Origin of the sequence: Companilactobacillus furfuricola, from assembly GCF_003946325.1 — a bacterium.
In the GTDB taxonomy this organism is placed as follows: domain Bacteria; phylum Bacillota; class Bacilli; order Lactobacillales; family Lactobacillaceae; genus Companilactobacillus; species Companilactobacillus furfuricola.
This window is the reverse complement of record NZ_RHNT01000007.1, coordinates 54673-77245: the sequence shown is the minus strand read 5'-3', so window position 1 is coordinate 77245 and position 22573 is coordinate 54673. Positions and strand designations below refer to the sequence as shown.

Annotated in this window: 28 protein-coding genes and 1 other RNA gene; 4 read left to right on the top strand and 25 right to left on the bottom strand. The window is 38.8% G+C overall.

All coding sequences use genetic code 11. The features are described 5' to 3' along the window. Positions 1 to 307 precede the first annotated feature (307 nt). From EKM78_RS04000 to EKM78_RS03975, 6 genes are all read right to left on the bottom strand, one after another. Positions 308 to 997 (bottom strand): methionine ABC transporter permease, encoded by a 690-nt coding sequence (locus tag EKM78_RS04000; protein ID WP_125769605.1) that lies wholly within the window; start codon positions 995 to 997, stop codon positions 308 to 310. Beyond that, positions 998 to 2062 (bottom strand): methionine ABC transporter ATP-binding protein, encoded by a 1065-nt coding sequence (locus tag EKM78_RS03995; RefSeq protein WP_125769603.1) that lies wholly within the window; start codon positions 2060 to 2062, stop codon positions 998 to 1000. Positions 2063 to 2066: 4 nt separating this feature from the next. Next, positions 2067 to 3404 (bottom strand): M20/M25/M40 family metallo-hydrolase, encoded by a 1338-nt coding sequence (locus tag EKM78_RS03990; protein WP_125769601.1) that lies wholly within the window; start codon positions 3402 to 3404, stop codon positions 2067 to 2069. Positions 3405 to 3421: 17 nt separating this feature from the next. Continuing rightward, positions 3422 to 4246 (bottom strand): MetQ/NlpA family ABC transporter substrate-binding protein, encoded by an 825-nt coding sequence (locus EKM78_RS03985; protein WP_125769599.1) that lies wholly within the window; start codon positions 4244 to 4246, stop codon positions 3422 to 3424. Positions 4247 to 4265: 19 nt separating this feature from the next. Beyond that, a complete protein-coding gene (locus EKM78_RS03980) occupies positions 4266 to 5093 on the bottom strand; it encodes a MetQ/NlpA family ABC transporter substrate-binding protein (protein WP_125769597.1) in 828 nt (275 codons plus the stop codon). Between the two features lie 513 nt (positions 5094 to 5606). Continuing rightward, positions 5607 to 6419 (bottom strand): MetQ/NlpA family ABC transporter substrate-binding protein, encoded by an 813-nt coding sequence (locus EKM78_RS03975; protein ID WP_125769595.1) that lies wholly within the window; start codon positions 6417 to 6419, stop codon positions 5607 to 5609. 515 nt (positions 6420 to 6934) lie between these two features. Between EKM78_RS03975 and EKM78_RS13230 the strand changes: the two genes are divergently transcribed. Together EKM78_RS13230 and EKM78_RS03970 are read left to right on the top strand one after the other, a co-directional pair. Continuing rightward, a complete protein-coding gene (locus EKM78_RS13230) occupies positions 6935 to 7069 on the top strand; it encodes a hypothetical protein (protein WP_281273586.1) in 135 nt (44 codons plus the stop codon). A 392-nt stretch (positions 7070 to 7461) separates the two neighbouring features. After that, positions 7462 to 7671 carry a hypothetical protein gene (locus tag EKM78_RS03970; RefSeq protein WP_125769593.1) on the top strand — a complete coding sequence of 70 codons (210 nt, stop codon included), beginning with the start codon at positions 7462 to 7464 and terminating at the stop codon, positions 7669 to 7671. Positions 7672 to 7812: 141 nt separating this feature from the next. On the opposite strand, the gene EKM78_RS03965 is transcribed toward EKM78_RS03970, so the two are convergent. Then, positions 7813 to 8448, bottom strand: a complete 636-nt coding sequence (locus tag EKM78_RS03965; RefSeq protein WP_125769591.1) for a LysM peptidoglycan-binding domain-containing protein — start codon at positions 8446 to 8448, stop codon at positions 7813 to 7815. Positions 8449 to 8673: 225 nt separating this feature from the next. On the opposite strand from EKM78_RS03965, the gene EKM78_RS03960 reads away from it, so the two are divergent. After that, positions 8674 to 9273, top strand: a complete 600-nt coding sequence (locus tag EKM78_RS03960; RefSeq protein ID WP_125769589.1) for a YitT family protein — start codon at positions 8674 to 8676, stop codon at positions 9271 to 9273. 92 nt (positions 9274 to 9365) lie between these two features. Continuing rightward, positions 9366 to 9732: a transfer-messenger RNA gene (ssrA, locus tag EKM78_RS03955) on the top strand. Positions 9733 to 10009: 277 nt separating this feature from the next. Here the strand turns inward: ssrA and EKM78_RS03950 are convergent. The 18 genes from EKM78_RS03950 to EKM78_RS03870 all read right to left on the bottom strand — a co-directional run bounded on the left by EKM78_RS03950 (position 10010) and on the right by EKM78_RS03870 (position 22569). Continuing rightward, complete coding sequence (locus EKM78_RS03950) at positions 10010 to 10195, bottom strand: CsbD family protein (protein ID WP_057766902.1); 186 nt, start codon at positions 10193 to 10195, stop codon at positions 10010 to 10012. 25 nt (positions 10196 to 10220) lie between these two features. Next, positions 10221 to 10358, bottom strand: coding sequence for a hypothetical protein (locus EKM78_RS12525; RefSeq protein ID WP_164507192.1), 138 nt, complete (start codon positions 10356 to 10358; stop codon positions 10221 to 10223). 12 nt (positions 10359 to 10370) lie between these two features. After that, positions 10371 to 10616: a GlsB/YeaQ/YmgE family stress response membrane protein gene (locus EKM78_RS03945; RefSeq protein ID WP_057766900.1), complete on the bottom strand. Its 246-nt coding sequence runs from the start codon at positions 10614 to 10616 to the stop codon at positions 10371 to 10373. A gap of 180 nt (positions 10617 to 10796) precedes the next feature. Further along, positions 10797 to 11723, bottom strand: a complete 927-nt coding sequence (locus EKM78_RS03940; protein WP_125769587.1) for an N-acetylmuramoyl-L-alanine amidase — start codon at positions 11721 to 11723, stop codon at positions 10797 to 10799. Positions 11724 to 11726: 3 nt separating this feature from the next. Beyond that, the gene (locus EKM78_RS03935; RefSeq protein WP_125769585.1) at positions 11727 to 12059 is read right to left on the bottom strand and encodes a holin; all 333 of its coding nucleotides are present in this window, start codon (positions 12057 to 12059) and stop codon (positions 11727 to 11729) included. A gap of 60 nt (positions 12060 to 12119) precedes the next feature. Beyond that, positions 12120 to 12374: a hypothetical protein gene (locus EKM78_RS03930; protein WP_125769583.1), complete on the bottom strand. Its 255-nt coding sequence runs from the start codon at positions 12372 to 12374 to the stop codon at positions 12120 to 12122. A gap of 1 nt (position 12375) precedes the next feature. Next, positions 12376 to 12774, bottom strand: a complete 399-nt coding sequence (locus EKM78_RS03925; protein WP_125769582.1) for a hypothetical protein — start codon at positions 12772 to 12774, stop codon at positions 12376 to 12378. A gap of 12 nt (positions 12775 to 12786) precedes the next feature. After that, positions 12787 to 13455, bottom strand: coding sequence for a hypothetical protein (locus EKM78_RS03920; protein WP_125769580.1), 669 nt, complete (start codon positions 13453 to 13455; stop codon positions 12787 to 12789). Between the two features lie 12 nt (positions 13456 to 13467). Next, on the bottom strand, positions 13468 to 14175 hold the full coding sequence (locus EKM78_RS03915) for a hypothetical protein (RefSeq protein ID WP_125769578.1): 708 nt from the start codon (positions 14173 to 14175) through the stop codon (positions 13468 to 13470). After that, the gene (locus EKM78_RS03910; protein ID WP_125769576.1) at positions 14176 to 14844 is read right to left on the bottom strand and encodes a hypothetical protein; all 669 of its coding nucleotides are present in this window, start codon (positions 14842 to 14844) and stop codon (positions 14176 to 14178) included. A gap of 11 nt (positions 14845 to 14855) precedes the next feature. Continuing rightward, on the bottom strand, positions 14856 to 16328 hold the full coding sequence (locus tag EKM78_RS03905; RefSeq protein ID WP_125769574.1) for a phage tail protein: 1473 nt from the start codon (positions 16326 to 16328) through the stop codon (positions 14856 to 14858). Next, positions 16325 to 17137: a distal tail protein Dit gene (locus tag EKM78_RS03900; protein WP_125769572.1), complete on the bottom strand. Its 813-nt coding sequence runs from the start codon at positions 17135 to 17137 to the stop codon at positions 16325 to 16327. Before EKM78_RS03900 ends, EKM78_RS03905 begins: the two co-directional genes overlap by 4 nt. Beyond that, positions 17137 to 19701, bottom strand: a complete 2565-nt coding sequence (locus tag EKM78_RS03895; protein WP_125769570.1) for a hypothetical protein — start codon at positions 19699 to 19701, stop codon at positions 17137 to 17139. The genes EKM78_RS03900 and EKM78_RS03895 overlap by 1 nt, the downstream gene beginning before the upstream one ends. A 108-nt stretch (positions 19702 to 19809) precedes the next feature. Next, positions 19810 to 20532: a tape measure protein gene (locus EKM78_RS03890; protein ID WP_125769568.1), complete on the bottom strand. Its 723-nt coding sequence runs from the start codon at positions 20530 to 20532 to the stop codon at positions 19810 to 19812. Between the two features lie 38 nt (positions 20533 to 20570). Then, entirely contained in the window at positions 20571 to 20906 is a 336-nt protein-coding gene (locus tag EKM78_RS03885; protein WP_211334328.1) for a hypothetical protein, read from the bottom strand. A gap of 101 nt (positions 20907 to 21007) precedes the next feature. Beyond that, a complete protein-coding gene (locus tag EKM78_RS03880) occupies positions 21008 to 21349 on the bottom strand; it encodes a tail assembly chaperone (protein WP_125769565.1) in 342 nt (113 codons plus the stop codon). Positions 21350 to 21410: 61 nt separating this feature from the next. Beyond that, complete coding sequence (locus EKM78_RS03875) at positions 21411 to 21932, bottom strand: hypothetical protein (RefSeq protein WP_164507191.1); 522 nt, start codon at positions 21930 to 21932, stop codon at positions 21411 to 21413. Positions 21933 to 21966: 34 nt separating this feature from the next. Next, positions 21967 to 22569, bottom strand: a complete 603-nt coding sequence (locus EKM78_RS03870) for a phage major tail protein, TP901-1 family (protein WP_125769561.1) — start codon at positions 22567 to 22569, stop codon at positions 21967 to 21969. Positions 22570 to 22573 lie beyond the last annotated feature (4 nt).

The window sequence follows — 22573 nt, the reverse complement described above, 5'->3', positions numbered from 1 at the left end:
TTATTTTTCCTACTCATTGTTATCGTCTCCCGGACTGATTATTGTTTTTCATCTGTCCGGTTAAAAAAATTGTAGCAGCCGGCAGCGTTCCAGTGGCTGTATCCCCGGGCCCCGGAGTCGGCATTGAACGTACCAACCAAACTACTACCTCCCACCCAGCAAACCAAACAAACTAACAGACCTCCAACAAAATAAAACGCTTCTGTCTGCCATAGCTCTCTCACATCGATACAAATAAAAAAGGGAAATACAAGCAATACCACCCTAACCAGCAGCAAACTAAATACTTCCCTATTTATAAAACTTATTAATGTTCAAGCTTCCGAACAGCAAAATCTCCGATACCCTGAATAACAAAAACCAGCACCAAAATCAAAAGCATAGAAACAATAGTAACATCATTTTCAAATCGTTGATAACCAACCGAGATAGCCATATTACCAAGGCCACCACCACCAACAGCACCGGCCATAGCAGTCAAACCAATCAAACTGATCGTAGTCAAAGTACCAGACCGGATCAACTCAGGCAAACCTTCCTTCAGATAAACTCTGAAAATAATCTTCATCGGTGACAAGCCCATAGCTTCAGCAGCCTCGATCACACCATGATCAACTTCAACCAAAGCAAGTTGAACTTGACGAGCAAAGAAAGGAGCAGTCCCAACAACCAACGGAACCAAAGCACCTTCAGGTCCGATCGTCTGACCAACGATCAACTTAGTAAATGGACCAATAACCGCAAGCAAAATAATGAATGGGATCGAACGGAACAGGTTAACTAACTTATCAAGGATTTGGTAAAAAACCTTGTTAGGAGTAATCCCATCTTCCGCAGTGATAACTAATAAAATTCCTAAAATAATACCGATAACGCCGGCAAAGACGGCACTGACAAATGTCATGTACAATGTTTGCCAAATGGCAACGACAAAACCATTATCGCCGGACCAATTAGCAACTACATTTGGAAAAACTGTATTAATAAAATTTGACATCTATTTTGCACTCTCACTTTCTGAAAGGTTGATTTCGTGAACATTGATCTTAAGATCGTTCAAGTATTTAACTGCCTCAGCAACTTTGTCATCATCACCACTCAAGGCCAATAACATAATACCAACGGTAGTCCCTTGTAGTCTTTCCATATTACTGAAAAGAATACTTGCTGAAACATTAAAACGTTTATACAAACCGACTACGATCGGCTCGTTAGTTACGTCACCAGTGAATTGAAGCTCAATCAAGCGCCCTGACAGATCATGGACAATACCACTGGACTCGATTTCTTCAAGAGCTGACTTGATCTGTGTTGATGTATCAACAAAATCTTTCGTAAGTTTTTGCTTAGGATGTCCGAAAATCGTCAGCAAACTGCCTTCTTCGATCAGTTGACCATTTTCCATAACAGCAACACGATTACATACTTGCTTGATCGCATCCATTTCGTGAGTAATGATCACCACGGTGATACCGAGTTCCTTATTTAATTTCCCTAATAGATCCAAGATCTCAGTCGTAGTCTTTGGATCCAAGGCACTAGTGGCCTCATCAGAGATCAAGATCTCAGGGTCGTTTGCCAAAGCCCTAGCGATACCGACACGTTGTTTTTGACCACCGGAAAGTTGTGACGGATAGTTGTTTGCCCTATCGGTTAAACCAACTAGATCGAGCAAATGCTCAACTTTTTCTTTTCTTTCTTTTTTGGATAATTTTGAATCACGCAAAGGAAAGTCAATATTACCGTAAACAGTCAATGAATTCATTAAATTAAAATGTTGGAAGATCATTCCAATATTCTTTCTTGCTTGTCTTAATTCCTTGGAGTTAAGTTGGAGCATATATTGACCATTGACTACTACTGATCCGGCAGTTGGACGTTGCAATAAGTTGATCACACGGACCAAAGTACTTTTACCAGCACCTGAGTAGCCGATGATACCGAAGACATCACCCTTGTTAACATCCAATGAGATATCTTTAACCGCCTCAATTTTCTTCCCGTCAACATCGAACGTTACATCGATATCTTTTAATTGAACAATTTTGTTTGTATCTGTCATTAACTTACTCCTTTGCAATTTTTCCTAAAAATTCATTAAAAAAGTCTATAAAGTCTAAATAATCTTGAATGCGCACATGCTCGTTTGGGGCATGATTGCCAGCTTTAGCATAACTGATCCCACAAGCAATGATCGGTGCTTTAGCATATTTATTCACCACGTACATTGGACCAGTACCAGGACTAGAAGGCAGTGCTTCAACTTTGTCATCGCCACCGTAATAATCTTTGGCCGTTTGGATCAATGTATCAACGATCGGGTTATCTAGATCCCAACGATAAGCTTTTTCTCCCATTAAATATGTCACCTTAATGTCTGAAAAGCCTTGATCCGTTAAGTACTTAGATAATTTTTCAAAAAGATCATGTGGATCTTGGTCAGGAACTAGTCGAAACTCTAATTTCGCTTTAGCTGACTTAGGAGTAACGGTTTTAACACCAGGTCCTTCCCAGCCACTACTGATCCCTTCTATATTAATAGTTGGTTCAAATGTCAAATTATAATTGACCGACTTATGTTTCAATAGTGGGACCGTCAAACCCCATTTTTCTTGATAATCAGGCGTGATAGCTTGATCGACCAATTGCTTTTCACGTTCGCTTGGAAGCTTGACGTCGTCGTAAAAACCAGGGATCAATATCTTACCATCAGGATCTCGTAAAACGTTCAGTGCTTGAGCTAATCGCCAAGTAGCTGAATCGACGACAGCCGCAAATGACGAATGCAGATCGATATCGGCTGAATTTGCTTCAAGCTCAAAACACATGACTCCCTTAGTTCCACCGTTGAAACTAAATTGTTCGTGTTCATTCTTGAAGCCAGATTCCCAGATCACTAAGTCACAAGCCAATTTATCCTGATGAAGCTTTAAATAGTCTTCTAGATGTTGACTAGCAACTTCTTCGGCACCTTCAATCAAGAATTTGACATTGCAAGGCAAGTCTCCATTTTCTTGACGATACAAATTTAAAGCAGTGATCCGTGAGATCAAATCACCCTTACAATCTGAAGCCCCACGACCAATGAATTTATCGTCGGTAACTTGTAATTCAAAGGGGTCACTCTCCCACAACTCGAGGGGTTCTTCTGGTTGAACATCGTAATGATCATAAATCAAAATCGTCGTCTGACTCTCGTGTTTTGGCTTTGCTTCGGCAAAGACACAAGGTACGTCAAAATCGTTCCAAATGGTCACTTCTGCACCAAAATCAGTTAATAGCTTCTTTAAGAAAGCAGCCGTTTCTGGTTGAGCTTGTTTCTTAGCAGAAACTGATGGTAGTGCCACATAATCTTTAAATTGTTGGATCGACTGTTGAATCAGTGGATCAGTCAGCTTTGACATTCAAATTACCTCCTCGATTATTTAAAATCGTAATTCCAAGCAGCGTAGGTCGAGCCGTTGTAGACTTGCTTGATCTTCTTAGCGATATATTCAGTTTGATAAGCTTTGACAACTTTCTTGTAAGTTGCGTTGTTCTTAATATCTTTAGTTGTCGCAATAATATTTACATAAGGCTTAGATTCTTTATTGATCTTTTCCTTATATATAGCATCGTTTGGCTTTAATTTAGCGTCTTGAGCCACATCGTTATTAACAACCGCTGCAGCAACGTCCGTTAAGGAGTGTGCTGTTTGAGCAGCATCTAATGGTGTGATCTTCAAATTCTTCTTGTTTTCAGTAATATCTTTAACAGTGTACATTGAGGAATTATTCAATTTGATCAATCCTGCTTGACGAAGAACTCTCAAACCACGGTCTTCGTTAGTAGCATCACTTGGAATCGAGATCTTGTCGCCGTTTTTCAGTTGACTGAGCTTCTTGATCTTGTCTGAATAAATTCTTTGTGGAGCTATGTATGTATCACCAATGGCAACAACATTACCCTTATTGACTTTATTCCAGTCGTTCATGAAGTGGTAGTTTTGGAAGGCATTAATATCTAGTTCGCCTTGGGTCAAAGCCTTATTTGGTGTGTTGTAGTCGTTAAATTCGACTAATTTCAAGTTGATGCCTTGTTTCTTCAATTTGTTAGCTAATGGTTTCCAGATCCGGTCATCTGAACCATAGATCCCAACTTTAACCGTCTTTCCTGATGAATTATTGCCACATCCAGCGACAACGAAAAATGATACTGCTGCGCAAAGTACTAAAAATATCTTTGCAATTTTATTCAATTTCTTCATTAGTAATTCCACCCCTGAGTTATTTCAAATTCAAATTCCAAGCAGTCACAGCATTATTCCCATAGATCTTCTTGATTTCTTTGGCAGTCTCTTTGGATTGAAATGCCTTGACTACTTTCTTGTAATTCTTGTTATTCTTTTCTTTCTTTTCAGCAACGATAATGTTGATCCAAGGTTTAGACTTCTTCGTGATCTTTTCACGATAAACGGCATTCTTTGGATCAAATTTGGCATCAGCAGCCACGTTTCCGTTAACTACCGCTGCTGTCACATCATCTAATGAACGAGCAGTTTGCGCTGCATCTAACGTAATAAACTTCAACTTCAACGGGTTTGAAGTAACGTCTTTGACTGATGGTATCTTCTTATTCTTCAAAGTTATCAATCCAGCAGATTGTAATAGTTGTAAAGCACGACCTTCGTTTGAGGAATCATTTGGGATCGTGATCTTAGCACCTTGCTTGATCTGAGAAACTTTCTTGATTTTGTGTGAATACATCGCTAATGGTTGGATGATCGTGTAGCCGATCGGAACTAGATCAGTATGATGAGCCTTGTTCCAAGTATCCAAGAAGTAAGTATGCTGGTAAGCATTCATCTCAAGGCCACCTTGAGCTAGTGCCATGTTAGGCTGATTATAATCGTTAAACTCCTGGATCTTTAGGTCGATGCCTTCTTTTTTAACTTTCTTCTTAACTACTTCCCAAATCGGCGAATCGGAAGCATTGATCCCGACTCTGATCGTCTTACCATCGTGATGGTTACCACATCCAGCTAAGATCACAACTGCAAACATTGCGACAAACAAAACTAGTGAAACTTTTAATGCTTTAAAACTCTTATTCATTACTTTCCCCTTAATTCAATTACTATCTATTATCTTTCAAACAACGTGTCAAAATGGTTCCTGGCGAATTGGCTAATTGTTTAATAAGCGGATTCCTCCTTTAAGAACATCATTTCTCAAAGTTAAAAAATCGATCAAACAAAAAAGTCGCTCCCAATTGAAATCAATTGATTTCAATTAGAAGCGACTTATCGCGGTACCATTCTAATTCGAAATGAGCTTACACTCATCTCCTTAACAACGTACAAAAACTTCTTATACGCGTGTATTGTAATGGATACCACCCATTGCATCTTTATCCATAGGACTCAGCGCACCAATCACAGGTCATTTTCAAAAGGATCGTCTGTTATCTCTCAGCGAATGATAACTTTCTGTGTGTCAGATCTCTAATTACTTCCCCTGATCTATTTGTTTAATTTAATAATTTTCTAACTAATCGTTGAGTTGATAATACAATTTGCTAAACTGATTGTCAAATTTAAATAATAATTTAAGGAAAAAATATAATTATTAAAGCTTCAAATCCCAAGCTGGTAAAGTCGTTCCTTTGTACTGCTTTTTAATATTCTTTGCATTTGCTTCAGATTGGTATGCTTTGACAACTTTTTTGAATGTAGGATTATCTTTATTTTTCTTATCTGTTGCAATGACATTCAACCATTGCTTCGATTTCTTCGTGATTTTTTCTTTGTAGATCACTTCATTATTAGGAAGATCAGCGCTGGCGGCGATGGTGTTATTAACGATTGCTGCTTTCGCATCGTCTAATGAATGAGCTGTTTGAGCTGCATCTAAAGGTGTGACCTTGATCTTCGTATTGTACTTAGTAATGTCTTTTACGGTTGGTAAGGCTGATTTCTTCAGTTTGATCAAGCCTGCTGTTTCTAATAGTTGTAGAGCTCGACCTTCATTTGTGGCGTCATTTGGGATAGTGACTTTATCGCCATCCTTGAGGTCATTGATCGACTTGATCGAAGTTGAATAAACTCTAAGTGGTGCAATAACAGTTGTTCCAATTGAAACTAGATTAGTATTGTGCGTCTTGTTCCAATTATTCAAAAAGTAAATGTGTTGAAAAGCATTGATGTCTAGTTCACCTTGCGATAAGGCTTGATTTGGTTGATTAAAATCATTAAATTCGACTAGCTTTAAATTGATGCCTTGTTTTTTCAACTTAGCTTTGATCGGTTTCCAAATTGGGTCGTCGGAGGTCATAATACCCACCTTGACTGTTTTTTCTGATGAATTATTTCCACAACCAACTAAGGCAAAAAGTGAAAATGCTGCTACTAAAACTAAAAGAATCCGAAGTGCTTTTTTCATGGTGGTTCCCCCTTATTTTTAAACTTAAAACTAAAAAAAGCCGCTCCTACGCAAATATAAATTTGCAATAGAAGCGGCTTTCCGCGGTACCATTCTAATTTAGGATAAATTTACACTTATCCTCTCAACAACGTACAATAAATCTATACGCGTGTACTGTAATGGGTACCAGCCATTGCCACTTGATCTTTCGACTCAGCGCACCAATCACAGGTCATTTTCACTCATCATTTCGTCCTCATCTCAGCTAGTAGAGGCTTTCTGTACGTCAATAGATGAATTACTTCCCCTGATCCATTTGTTTGGTTAATTAGTTTTTTAAGTTGAGTTAAATAATAAACATCCCCGGATCGAAAGTCAACTGTTTTATTAAAATGAATTTCATTTGATTAGTTTTAGCGATAACAAAATGTGAATTTACTGTAAAATTTGTGTATATTTCCCCAAATCAAAATCACAAACTGTTATGCTGAAAATGTAATATAAATTGTCAAAACATTTGAGGAGGTTCCTGAATGAGTAAAAAATTCAAGCAATTTTTTCTCAAGCATTTCAAATCGAGCAGTAGTCCTTGGTCTCCAGTTTATATTTCAAACGAAGTAAAATTGATCCGTCATGCCAATAAGGCTTTTACAAAGGAGCCTCCCTAAATAATTCAAAATAGAGAGTGTAAGGAGATGGTCAGCTGCCGAGGATTTAAAAACAGAGAGTGGAGGTGCACGGGTAGCTGCTGAGGATTACCGCGTGTGGTCGAACCAGGTGCGGCGAAGTCGTGCCTCGACCACCTGTGTTAACCGGAGGCCGCTGTGCACCGGAACTCATTTTCACATCCTTGAGGATAGAGGTAAAAAGCACTATCCAATTGTAGCAATTTTAGCAAGAAAAAATGGAAGGCACTACTTTATATCTTCGAAGCAGTGCCTGCCGACAGTTTCTAAACCGGAGGCCGCTTTCTCCTGGAACTAGTTAAAAATAAATAAGACAATAAAATTGCCATCTTTATTGTCAACTGCTAATCTTATTTGATAAAGAGGTGTTGTTGATGAACTTTAAAGAATGGCACAACCTAATGAAGAATCAGACTTACCAAAATCTCCAAGATAGCTCTAATAAATTGGCTCGCAAAGATAATCTTAACGCAACATATCAAAAGCAATACATCCGAGATCATCCCAAGGCTAATCAAGCCTACGACCGGATCAATGAATTTCTCAATGATCTATGGAAATTTGGTAAAAGGATTTATTTCTAACAAAGCAGAATAATATTTGATAGACGATAAAGTTGTGCTGAATTTACTGGTCAGTAAAACGCTTATCGTCTTTTTTTATTCTTAAACTATTTTTTTAGGCAAAAAAAAGAACCCTAAATAGGGTCCTAATTAAATCAATTTTTATCCCACAACTTCAACAGAAGCAGTAGTTACACCGTATGAAGGGATACTTGAGTTAGGCATAGCAACATCTAATTGGTTAGGGTTGCTGTATGCGAATGTGCCTGTGTCATTAACAGTTCTATAAAGAACAGTTCCATCAGATAAAGTAATCTTCAATTGAGTTCCCTTAGGGAAGACTGATAAGTTTGCGGCAACACCAGAGTAGCCCATGCTTGAACCTAAGACAGCTGGATCATAGAAACTGATCTTGAATGAACCTGCTGATTGAGTTGTGCTAGGTGCATAAGTTTGTGTTGAGGCGCTTTGTGTAGCAGCACTTTGTGTAGCTGCTTGTGTATTTGATTGTTGTGTTTGTGTACTTTCAACATTTTGTTGTACGGCACTTGTTGTAGGCAATGTAATCGTCTCACCTGGGAAGATAAGATCGAATCCGCCGACTTCACGGCCATTTGCTTGTTCCAAAGCTGCAACGGAAATCCCGTTTGCTTCAGCGATGCTCTTGTATGAGTCACCTGCTTCTACAGATACGTGGCTACTATCAATAGTTGTAGCGGCTTCTGAAGTACTTGTCTTGATACCAAATGCAGTAAGTGCAACGGCACCAACAAATGCGAGTGATAATACTTTTTTCATAAATTAATAACATCCTTACTTTTAAAGTTTAGCTCTCGTTGCTATGTGAAGTACTATAACAGGTAAATGTTACATGCATACTCCTTCAAGGTTACATTTTCTGGAATTTATGTAACCTTGGTAATATTTTCGTAATAATTACATATTAATATCCACCGAAATGGTGATTACTCTAGCACTTAGCGAATTTGGCAAATATATTATAAGAATGCTATATTTAATATCATGAATAAAAAACATCTAAAAAATATTTCAAAAATCTTGTTGATGATCATTTCTTTGGAGTTAATTGCTGTTAGTATTAATTTATTTTTCGAGCCCAGCAAAGTCGCTGCTGGTGGTGCTACAGGCATAGCTATCCTGCTATTTGAAGGATTTTCCATACCCACCTCGTTGTCAGTTTTTTCTATTAACATCGTGATGCTGATTTTCTCATACTTCTTTTTAGAAAAGATGACGACCGTAAAATTAGTTTTCGGAAGTTTCCTGCTACCACTTTTATTATTGATCACCCCAGTTTTTGATGTGATCAAACCTATTTTCCCTTCTGTCATCGTCGGCAGTGTTGTCTTTGGCGTTGGTCTGGCCATTCTTTACACGTTGAATATGTCGAGTGGTGGGACGACCGTGCCACCGATCATCATTCATCGCCACTTCGGAGTTGATCGATACATTACCTTATTTATAGTCGACGCTCTCGTCTGTATCGGAAACATCTTCGTAACTAGTTGGCTAAACTTTGGATTGGCCGTTATGTCTGTCGCAATTTCCAGTATCGTCATTAAATTGTGTACTATTATAGAAGATAAGTTCATAACCATTTAAAAAAATCAGCTCAATTAGGCTGATTTTTTTTATTTTCACAATTTTAATGTATAATAACTATATGCCGGTTTGTTTCGGTAATAGAATATCTCGGGGATGTTCTGGATTCGACATGTGTAATAGCATGTGGGCCGCACTTCGTTTTTTTTGTTTCGTAAAAACAATCAGTTAAATTATAACTGCAAAAAATAATAATTCTTACGCATTAGCTGCCTAAAAACAGTCTAAGCGTGATCCAACCTGACTTCGCCCAAGGGTCAGAATTGGGTCTCAAATTAATTGGGCTACGTTTGACTATCCCTTCTGAATAGTTAAAAAGAGATCGATCAGGATAGTCATCATGGCTAGCCTGGTTATGCGGCGTTCATGATGGCGAACTTTCAAGTAGCATAACTATGAGTGTAGAAGCTTACATAGCATTACGCCTGGACAGGGGTTCGATTCCCCTCATCTCCATTTTTTACATTTCATTACGTTTTATAAGGGTGCAAACCCTTGATAACACAACGTTTTTATTTTTTGAGGTTTTACGAAATTTCGTAGAATTTCATACTCATGGTACTCAAATGGTACTCAAAAAAATAGTAATGTGGGAACAGCGAAGCAATAGCGAATGAAAAACACGTCTAAAATAGGCGTGTTTTTCTGTTTCAATTATTAAAAATAGTGTTAACATGAACAAAGTTGCACAAACAAAAAATCCACATCTATATTAGTAGATGTGGCTAATTTGATATTACTTCTCAGACCTGTTATTAATTTTTTCAGCAACTTTATCAACTATGTCATCTGTCTTTTCTTTTGCTTGACTAACCTTTTCTTGTATCTTGCCTTTTAATTCCTTTTTATCATCGCCAGTTGCTTTACCGACCGTCTCATTTGTTTTACCTTTGATCATATCTTTTTTACTATCAATACTCATTTTAAAGTCTCCTTGTCTATATATTTTAGTGAATTTTTTCTTGTAACTTATCTCCAGCAGAATCTACACCCTTTGTTGCAATGATTGTGCCTGCAACTAGGACACCTCCAACTATTAAAGTGCTAACTGCCATGAAAGTAAAAGCTCCTTTTAATACATTCATCTTTTATCCTCCTCATGCTATTTTTTTAGTAACAAAGGATACAATTAATACAAGTACGATTGCTCCGAGTAATGAAGGAATGATTGCCATTCCTGCAAGTTGTGGTCCCCATGATCCAAGTATTCCTTCACCAATAAATGATCCAACGATCCCCGCTGCAATATTAGCAATCCATCCCATGGATTTTCCTCTATTAGTGATGGCTCCAGCAATTGCTCCAATAATCGCGCCTACAATAAGAACCCATAACCAATGCATAAAATCACTCCTTCTCTTTAATTGTATTTAAATATTATTATATTACGAAAATTATTTCAAATTATATGCACAAAAAAAGACCCACACCTAACTTAATAGATGTGGGTATTATTGTATCTTTTATCCCTTGAATCCAGAACCTTGCTGGAATTTAACTGGGATATATTCATCTGTGGAAACTTAGTAGCACCAGCCTACATTAGGTACTTTAAATAGTGCTTCACCGGTTGCCCATGAAGTGCCACCTTTAAATACTTGGTTGCTGTCCTTTATGCTTTGACCTTTAGAATTGTATGCATTAACTCCGTAACCGTCTAGATAGTTAATAACAATCTTGCCCGCCTTGTCAGTGACAGACTGTGGAATGTAAGTATCATTGCCGATTTTAAAGTATGCTTTTTTATCACGTACTAGAATATCAGCTGATTGCCATGCCGTTCCACTAAGGATATCAGTCCCAATATGGGGAACGCCTTTGCTATTTGTTGTGGTAAATGCTTTGAAGTAGTCAGCTGTCACAGTCACCACATTATTAATAGTGGCTTTCTTCTCTGGTTCGGGCTCGTCATCAAATCCGTTTGCAAGGTCATATGCTAGCTGTGATTTAGTGATACCCATGCTTGCAAAGTAAGGGTAAGGATCAACGTGGTCACCGCCAAAATTATTAGTTACCCATTGATGTGTCTTGATTCCATTGCCCCCACCATCTAGAACAAGTGGGATACCGTAAGCATTAGCGTAGTAGCGAGCTACTTCCACATACAAACGATAGGCTTCTCGAAATTGTTGCTTGTCGCCTGTTCTTGCAAACTCGATTTGTACGGGGGCATAAGGGTTAGCTGTTAATGCTCCCCACGATACGTAGCCTGGTTCACCGACTTGATACACTTGAGCCTTGCCGTCCATATAACCAACAAAAAACTGGACGTAAGCATTGCCGTAGTTATTGTGCATGAACTGTACTTCATGTAGTAACGCTTGTGAATCTCGCTTGTCGTTATCGTTTCCAGATTCGTGGAGGATAATAAAACGGTTAGAAGCTAGCCGTGTATCACCTTGGTAATCGCCTAGTGTGTATGTCTTATTAATGATATTAGGATTAAACATATTTTATCCTTTCATATCCAGATTTTTTTGTTCTTTGGTTGGTTTCCATTCGGTAGAATAACCACCCGCTACGCCTTTAAATCCTGTAAATAGTCCTGCTGTACCTGCGCCGACCAAAAAGCCAGCAAATCCGCTTTGATAAAGACTTGAATCATTTTGCATAAAGCCGACAAACAGACCAATTAACACCCCCAAAATCATTGATACAAACGGTAAATACTTATTTGCTAACTTAATCTTACTGATCTTGATTGCTTGAGTAATTGCGTAAACGGCAACGCCAATCAACGTAAGTTCTCCTGCACTAATCAAATTTAAACCTAAAATATAATCCATGTTTTTCCCTACCTATTGTTATTCATTATTTTTAATACCATGCAAGCCAATCTGTCCAATTCATTGTGATTGCTCCTTTAACTCTTCAATTTGTTCGGAAAGTAAAGTAATTGAATGATTTAGCCGTGCAATTTCCGATTCTAATTGAACTATTTTTATATCCCGAGTTTGAATATCGGTTAGTTGTGCCCTTAATTTGTCGATAAGTTCACCATCGGTTTCCTTGTCCGGTGCCCTTTGGTTGATTTTCGCCACAATCACCCCCATAACTAGCGAGATAAGCATTCCCAAAACAGTAACCCAATCATGCTGCATTCTATCCACCCGCCTTTGCTGTATGAACAATCAGAACGATAACAAAGGCGGTTAATCCTGCTCCAATCGAGAATTGATTCAATTCAATATCAATTTGAATAAACGTTATAAAAAAATACACCCATACTGCACTTAAAAAACCCACGAATATATTTTTGATGTTCCAAAGTTTAATGTTCCAAATCGATATCAATACACCTGCCGTTGCGATTGCAAACAAAAGCGCCACCATAAGGGACGTGTCTAATAATCCAACGAACCCGAGCCATGGCGGCGCTTGATTTAAAATATCTCTTTGACTTTTTACGAACAAACCCAAATATGCAGTACATATTGAAAGCCAGAACCATATCCAATTTCTCTGATAGTGACGGTGTATGTGTAGTAGTTGTTGTTTCATTTTTACACCCTCTTAAATAACAACAACGTTGTTTAATATCCAGTCAAGCGTGCCATGTCCATCAACAGGCATACGGCTTCGGCTTGACACCCCAATTGTTCCGTTACTATTTGGAGTTAATTCAATGTACAAGTTTGTAGCTGTAACTGTGGCGCTTACCCCCGAGTCGGTTTTAGCTGTTAACGATATCGAGGACTTATAATTTACAACTTGCTTATTTGCTGATAACTGTTCTTTTTTCAACATTAATGGGAACTTGCTTTGATTATCAAAAACAATTCCCGACACAATTGGGTAATAAGTCGATTTTAGTATCAAACCACCAATTTCATAACTCGTTGACTTGTCAGAAAAATTGAATTGAATACCTTTCTCAATATTCTCAAAGTTACCTGTAACCCCCTGTAACGCAATATTTTCTTTATAAGGAAGAACACCATTGCGGGTGTACAAAACTGTTCCACTTGGCAAATAGTCGATCGTTGGTGATGGATTGGGATCTGGTTCCGTCTCTACTGGACTTGCTGGATTACTCGGTCCAGAACTCCCACTCAAATTGCTAAGATCAATCACATTATTTTGATCAACGTTAATTGTTACGATTTCCCCATCAGAATTTTTAATTTTGATTGTTCTTATTGTTTTTGTTGCTAAGTCGGCAACCTTTGATAAATCATTCATTTGTTCACCGCCTTAATATGCCGTAATATCGTTGATTGGAATTCTTGCCTCACCAACATTACCATCAGCAATAAACTTTGAATGAATTAGTAATTCTTCTTCAACAACTTCCAGTTGTATATATAGCGTTAATACTCTAATCGAAATTGAAACAGGGTCGGGTTCTGCCATATTTACTGCTCTAAAGCCACCAAAATTTGTCAACGTGGGTTCAAAATCGAAACTCACAGTTTTCCCAATTAAGTTAGGAATAGCGCTTTTTTCAATTGTAAATCCGTTATCAGAAAAATCAGAAATCCCATTTGCATTGGGAGAAATCGGTGTTACAGTTCTATTCAACATATCTTCTAATGTGAATTCACTACCAGATAGTTTTCCATTAACATTAGCAACTAAATTTGTTTGAATATATTTCACAGCAATTCCATTCGGCAAATTTGCTCCATCGGTACTAACCTTATTTAGCCTAAATACTTGTTCACTGTCGGCAGGACTATATATCCAAGAATTAACAGAACCAGATTCAATTAATCCAATTTGTTCACCAATCTTTATCGGCTCGGTTTTTGGTGCAGTTGATAAATCGGATAAATCTACGACACCATTTTCATCTGGTTTCCGTGTAATTAAAGAGTCCTTGTTTTCTGGATCAGCAATCTTTACACCAAAAGCACCTTTTGTTACTGCTCTGGCAGTTGTAGTTAAATTATTCTCTGCCATCTATACCGCCCCCAATGTCTGAATTTTTGCCAAAACGTCGGGATCTGAAATTGTGTCATCAGTTGGCAAGTCCATAGCGTTAACAATTCCTGTGATAATCTCTTCTGCCTCGGACTTCTTAATAACGTTGTTGTCATCAATTAATTTTTCAATTGCCTGTAAATCAGCCTTTAATGATTCAATCTTTGCTGTAATGTCTTCCGAGTCGATATTGGCGTTTGCCAAAACTTCCTGTAACGATTCGTAAGTTGAGGACATTTGAGTGAGTATCTCATTGGCCCCGGATATAAGTGAATTACTTTCCCCAATACCATCTGCACGTTGTACGTAAATAATGAAATTCGATGTTGAACTGCCATTGATTCTAAAATATGTTGCCGTGGTTGATCCACTTGATTGATACAATTCAAGGGGTAGTTGATAAGTGAACCCCACCGAATCACCGTTTGAATCTTTGTACAATTCAAAATGTGATTGTTCTTTGTCCTGTATCAATTGATTGTCAAATTTGGTTGCATCAAATTCAAATTGAGTTGTACTATCAACGGTCAACCCATCGCCCAAAATCACTCGCAATTTGTCGGGTGTATCTGCCTGTCTAATCCAAACGGGTTGAGCAATGTATCTTTTTGCTTTATGGTCATCTAGTTTAATTTCAAAAATAGACATTTAAAAACCTCCTATGAATATTTGTTTGCTTGATTTCTAATCATGTTCGATAGCCCGCTTTGTCTATCTTCTGGCGTTAATGCGAACGTTGAACCCGCTGTGATTTTTGAATTCAACGGGTTTACCAAATCACGATCAATAATTGTTATTCGTTGTTCAACATAGATATTTAACGATTCATCATACAAATAAATAGTATCGCCGATGTTGACAGTTCCAATGTCCCTATATGTTGCCTCTAGTTGCCTTTTTGGAGTGCACACGGTCAATAACTTTTTATAAGTCCTAGACAGTAGTTTCTCTGAAATCATTTCATCATCAAACTTAACTACCCCAATTCTGGGTGAACCATCTGAATACCCATATTGTTCAGTTGCTGCCATGTTCTCAACATATCCCTGCCCCATTGGTTTGGTAACGGGGTTGCCATCTGATAACTTCCACTCAACTTGGCTAAAATCAATAATTTCTTGATGCGAATTGTTTTCATCTGGCACGGTTGACGTACTACCGCCTGTTTCAGTACTGCTTGAATCAGCCGAAAACTCAACATCGTTGGCATCTAAGTATTGATTGGTTGATACACGATAATACTTTTTAAATTGGCTCGGTAGTTCCCTGTATAGATCAGTTCGCCATTCGCTGTCTTTTGCAACTTTCCTATCACGGTAGCGGTTTTCGTTTTTATCATAAAGATAAGCCGATTCTTTAATAACTTTAACCGTCCCGGGAGAATAGACGTTTTGCCAAAAATCTTGGACGGACGGGTCAGGTTCTTCAATTGTCATTGTTGCCCCATAACCCACCAACGCCGTATAAATTCCCGACCTGTCTTCTGTGTACTTTGTACCCGCCAAATCGGTGGTAACGTTGAATTTTAAATCTGTTCTATCCTCACCCATTTTGAAACGTGCGCTTGCCTCACGCCGTCCAATCTCATTACCAATGAATTTCAACTTGAAATCAAATTCAACATTCCAATATTCAACTGCCTTACTTAGTGCATCACTGATTGTTAAATCATTTCCCGTGAATGCCATCGGGTCGTAATCGGTGTGGCTAGGTGTGTAACCTACCTGCCACTGATCCGAATGCGGGGCATAGCTTAATAACTGTTCTAACAATTCATCAATGTACAAAAAATTGCTGTTTACTGACGTTTCCCCATCTTCCCGACCCCAAACACGGGCAACCCATGTTGCTGTGAAATCCTCGTATGCAGTTTCAAAGACAGTGAACGTGATTTCTTGGTAATCCATCGTAAATTGGGTGATTGAATACAAGTGTGTTTCAGTCAAATCATCTTGATTAGGAACGGCAATATATTTAGTTTTTGGGGCAAGTTCGCTGTTCCGTTTATCCCAATGTAAAGCAACGTTTAATTCATTAGCTTTGTTAATTTGAATCTTTTCTGTTCCACTTTTTACATCGTCAACAATCCCCAACAATTCCTGCTTAACGTCCAACAAATAAATTAATGTCATAGTTGTTTTGCTCCCACTGTTAATGTCGTCACGGTTGCTTTACCACTCAACAATAATTTAGAACCCTTTTTAACTTGGAAACTTTGCAATTGCGACATGTAATAAAGCCGTTCGGGTGCAGGATTACTATAAAAATAAACAAAGTTTTTTAATGGATCGTTGGGAATTATCTCAATCTCATCTGGCGGTGCAAACGTGCCTTTAATGGTGATTTCATGCCCCATATCATCTCTAATGTACGTGCTTGATGTTTCTTCCGTGTAATGAATTAAAATCCGTTCTGGCGCTGTTAAATAGGGAATATCTTCATCGATAGTGAATTCACGTTCACCCGTAATTTGATACGGGTTCTTAGGATATTTGAACGGGTCAACACAGGTGATAGTGAATGTTGAGAATCCTTGATTTCTACCTGCGGGAAACTCTTCAACCGCCGATACCGCACCGATCCAGTAATATTCTGGTTCATCTTTAAAATAAAACTTAAAAACTTCCCGTGTGAATAGTTGTTGATTCAATAGCCTAAAACTATAACGAAATTCAGTTGAATCTTTAGCTGCTAATAAATATTTGATCTTAATTTCTCGGGTAGGCATTCGCCTGTTAACGTATGTCCCACCGTTGAAAAATTCTTTTTCTTGAATATTCGTTTCTGGCGTTGCTAACTCACGCCCCGTCACTTGTACAGTCTGATATCCCTCAATAATGCTTTCTAAAGGTAAATCATTATCCATAAAGAACATTGATTCGGTTGGTAAAAAAACATCTTCATCATTTGTTACTTTTTCTAAGTTTCTAAAACTATACATTAGTTAAACCCCCTTCCGAATCGTTGTTGAATGTCAATGTCTTGCTGTTTGGTAATGTCATCAGTAAATGCACTGAACGTTGAACCACCCATTGACAGATTAATATATGCCGGTTGACTTGCTAAGGTCATGTCTCCATTAACATTAGCCTGCATTCTCGTTTGAAGTTGTTTGTTTGCTGAATTGATGGCTCCGGAAATATTGCTAATCCCAATATCTGGTTGCATTAGTTCACTGATTCTATCTGCCATACCAGAAACATTGGATTTTACCTCTTTAAATCCGTGGACTAATCCGCCATTTAATCCGCCCATGATTGCATTACCCGCAGGAATTAACAATTTTCTATCATACTGAATTGGTCCCTTGTGGGATTTAATCCAGCCTGCAATACCAGAGACAAAAGACTTTACTCCTTCAAATGCTGACTCAAGGCCCCGTTTGAAACTATTAATAATTGCTCGTCCTTGAGCCCCTAAATCAATACCGCTAACTCCATCTTTTACGGCATTAGCGTTTTTCTTACCAGCACCGAGTGAATCTTTGATTCCATCAATAATTCCTTTAACAAACAAAAGAATTAGCTTTAAACCTTCTCCTTGCATTCGTCCAATAATTTGGCCGACACCTTCAACAAAGGATTCAACTGCTTTTAGTCCCATTTCAACTACTTTTGGCATAGCTTGGATTAACCCAACTACAAATTTCCCAATTAGATCAATCGCCGCATTAATAACTTTACCAAGGTTATTTGCAATTCCCTCAACGAAAGAAACTATCAAGTTAACGGCGGCGTCAATAACCTGTCCTAAGTTAGAAGCTATTGTATTGACAAACTTCACCACGATTTCAATTGCAGTCTGAGTAATGTCTCCAATGTGACTGTTGATACCCTTTAACAGGTTTTGAATGATCGTTAAACCGGCGTCAATCAACATAGGTGATAACGTTACAATTTCTGTTACTAAAGCAGTGATTAAAGTGTCAATAAAGGTAATAAATTGAGGTATTATTGCCGTTAACGCTGCAAGTATTTGAATGATAGTGTTTTGAATCAACAAAATAATTTGTGGCAATAATGTTCCAATTGCTGTAAGAATGCCTGTTCCAATTGTGATAAATGCTTGTGTTAACAACGGCGCCAAAGTAATTACTGATGTTAATATGGCCGTTCCCATGGAAACGAAAGCCGTGGTTATTAATGCAACATTAGCAACTACCCCTGTGAGGATACCTGTCATCATTGCAGTAAATCCGACTCCAACCGCTGTTAATGCTGGTACAATTTGGGACGTCACCGCAACTAATCCTGTGAAAGCAACGACAAGTGAGGCAATTCCTGCACTAGCAACACCAATACCAACACCGATTAATGCGACGGCGGCGCCAAAACCAACAATACCAACAACACTCGCAGTCAATTTTGGTCCTAATAAAGCAAAAACAGCGGCAAGAGCGGCGATTGCAACAGTAACAGATACAACGGCTGTTACCCCTGCTTGTCCGGTACCTGCTAATTGCGTAATTGCCATTACCAAAATGGTTATTCCTGCGGACGCAATCGCAATTGATCCGCCCAATTTCATGGCAGCATTACCAAACGCTTCCAGACCAACCACGTTTGCTGTGAATAGTGGGGCACAGACTGCTAGAACCCCGATTATCATTGATATTCCCACGGTCATGCCTGAGATTGCTGATGTTCCACTTTCTCCTTGTGCTGCAATTGCTGCAATACCAAATGCAAACATACCCAAACCTGCGGAGGCAATACCGATTGCCAAACCAACCTTCAAAATAGCGCCACTAAATCCACTAAAAATAGATGTTGATTTTTGAGCATTGCCACCCGCATTAGTTAATGATTGAGAAATTTGTTCTGCTCCCGCCTTGGTTGAACCAAAACTAGGAATCAAGGAACTTAAAACACCCTTGAATCGTCCAAACAATCCTTTAACCATTCCGACTGGTGATATCATGCCAGTTAAACCACCAACAACCAATGCTGCACCACTCGCAAACGCAACCATTTGTGCCTTGGGGTTTGATAATGCTTGGTTTAATTGGTCAAGAAGTCCAGTTGATGAACTAACATGAACCCCCATCGATTCCAACGCCTTTGAGATGCCATTAACGGCGCTATCAAAGCCGTTTTGTAAACTCTTTACAATTCCATCAACGGCTTTTCTAAATGGTTCTGATGTCGTATATGCCTTGTAAAAGGCAATTGCCATCAATGCGATACCGGCAACAATTGCACCCATGGGGCTAAATAGTGAACCTAATGCGCCCCCGAGGTTTTTAAGTCCTAAAACCGTTGCATTAACTTGTGGTGCTACGGTACTAAATGCAACCAAACCCATTGCGCCCGTTGCAACTGCGGTTAGTAATCCTGATAGCGGGGCAAGTGAACCCCCAAAATTCTTGAAATTAGTGATTGCAGGTGGAATAATCCCATTTATCTTTTTAAAGGCGGCATCAATCAACCCTGTTCCCTTGTCGATACTTTCCGCCATTGTCGGGAATCCATTCATGGATAACCCTTTATCAAGTGCCGTCATCATGTCGGCAAGTCCACGTGTAACCGCCGTTTGAATGTTCTCAAAACTAGTTTTGATACCACCTGATGCGATTCTGGCTGATGCTGCAAACCCGTTTACCCCGCCATCAAGTTAAACAAATTTTTGATTCAATTGGTCCACAGTGATTGATCCGTCCTGCAAGGCGGCATATAAGTCATTTGTTGCACTTCTACCTGCATAACCAAACGCCTCTGCAACTTTTTTGAGTGCTGACGGCATGGTTTCTTGTAGCGTACGCCAGCTCATTAGATCGACCTTACCCGACGATAGCATTTGAGTATATTGCTGTAATCCACGGGCGGCGTCCGCTGCGCTCGAACCACTGGCAAGGAAAGCGTCGTTCAATGCTATTGTTGTTTTTGCAGCCGTTTCAACATCACCAGTTATTGACGCAAATTGTTGGGTACTTGAAACAACGTCATCAAGTGCAGTTGGTAGACCCTTAATTCCATTTTGAAGGATATCCATTGAGGCACTGACATCTTTTGCCGAATAGCCTAATTGACTCATTACTTTTGGATACTGGTTCAACGTATCAAACCGACGAATTGCGCCACTAACTGAATTTTGAATCATGTCAACAGCTTTAGTTACCAGTTGCATTGCACCGATACCAGTAGCAATATTTAGAATTGAACTTCTTGCCTTGTCGGCTTTGTCTGAAAGTCCGTCCATTGAACGTCCTGCATTTTCAAAGTTTGATCCTGCATTCTTTCCAAAGCCACTCAATGAGTTTGCTGCATTTTTTAATGTGTTAGAGAATCCCTTGTCCTGAAATGACAATACACCCTCAACACTAAAACTTTGGCTCATAATTCCTCCTCTCTAGCAAAAAAGGGACAACACGAAAATTAATTCGGTTGTCCCTTTTGTTTTTGCTGTTCTTTTTGTTTTTCTCTTTGTTTAAATCTTTTCAAAATCTCATCTTGTTCCCTCTGTTCTGATTCATGTCTAGATTCAGTTAGAGGTACATAATTAGGATCGAAACTCTTGTGAACATTATTCAAGTAAGCAGTCGAGTCAAAAAATTCTTCAAACCTCGTATACTTCGGCTTGGGGTGTTTCGATGAACCTTTTGTTGCCTGTACCGTTTGGTTCAACCATGCTTGCAGTGCAATGTTCTCTTGCTCATCTATCCTCTTGATCTGGTACGCTTCTAAACGCAAAAAATACTCTTGTAAACTCATCTTAGATATTTCCACTAAATCGGTAAGCCCAAATCGGGCAAGAGCGTTCAAGAGCATATCTTTGTAAGTTTGCTCAGAACTAATCGACTTTGTATGTTCGTCTAGTTTCGAGTTAGCTTGTTGACTGAGAAACGAACCACTGGAGATTTTTTTAGTTCTGCTAAAACATCAGTGAACAGTTTTTCAATTTGCTTATCAGTTAATTCGCCAATTGAATTCGCTACATCATCATAACTTGGTCGTGGACTCGTTGCATGAGTAGCACTGTATACTACTTTGATTAAAGCTAACATATCCCAGCCTTTTAAAGCTGGCAGAGTTCGAGTGAGAGCCATTCCCATCGAAATTCCTTGCACGTCCACGCCAGCAATTTTGTCTAAGTCATCTAAAAATCCAATACCGAAATTCAATTCGTATTCCTTTTTATCAATTGTGATATTCATATAATTCGTCCTTTGTTATTTTTCCCTAGAGTCTACAAGACCGGGAGTATTCTATTAAAAATTATTGTTCTGGGACTGTAAGCCCTTTTAGTACTACTCTGTTACTTTCACCTGTTGCATTGCGCCAATATACGCCCCAAGTATTCTCATAGGTCGTCCCCGGAGTTTTATCTTTTGGCTCAACCCAAACACGGTAATAATCTTTTTCACTTACGATTTTGTCAGTGCTAATTTCATACATAATGAAATGTGACTTTTCTGCACCCGGATCTCGTGATGTATTATCTTGCGCTCTAAATCCGTCAGCTATCCACTCAATAAGAATCTCATTGGGATCAATATCAACTGGTTTAGCCATCAACGTTGTAAAACTTGGCACATCTACATACTCACTGACTAGTTGAGAATCGGGATTGTACCAACGAATGCTGAACATATTTTCATACGCCTTATTAGGTTCAAGACCATCAATCTTAATGCTAAAACTTCCGCTTTCACCATCTATTACTTCTGATGGTGTTTTTAATTGCAAAATCTCGCCTGTGTGTGACTGTGAGTCACCGTTCGTATCAGTGACTACCACAGATGACTGCGTTATTGAGCCAACCGATAAGTCACTAGGCTTTACTGGGGGCTGTTACATCAGGACGTGAAGCACCATCAACTTCATCATCATATTTAGTTCCGCCAGCTGTGTCGCTATCATCGTTTGCAATATCCAAGCCACGGAAAATATAATCGAAGTCTGCTTGTTGGTCCGCTGAAAGTGTTAGCCAACCGTCTTTTGGCGTTCCATCTACTGTGAAAGTAACGTCACGTGTTGAGAGGTCGTCAGCGTCGTTGTCATTGCTGTCTTCGTTAACTGACCCTCTCATATACCATGCATATACTTCACTTGTTGAACCGTCTGCATTTGTCTTGATACGATCTTTGTTAACAATCCATGCCTCAACCTTTCGGCCATCAAATAATGCGTGTCTGATTTTATCAGCAATGAAATGGTTGTTGTTTACAAATTCAACTTCAAGTTCTGTCTCAACGCTTGATTGAGAAGAAACTGATCCATCTTTAGTAGCTGTTGAATCAGAGTCAACACTCGGATCAAAGCTCAATGATGTTTGATAGGGAACAAGTTGAGCCTCCATCTTTGTTTGGTCCTCTAAAAGACGGACAAACAATACTGCATTTTTACCTTGTAACTTGACTAATTGTTCTGCCATGTTT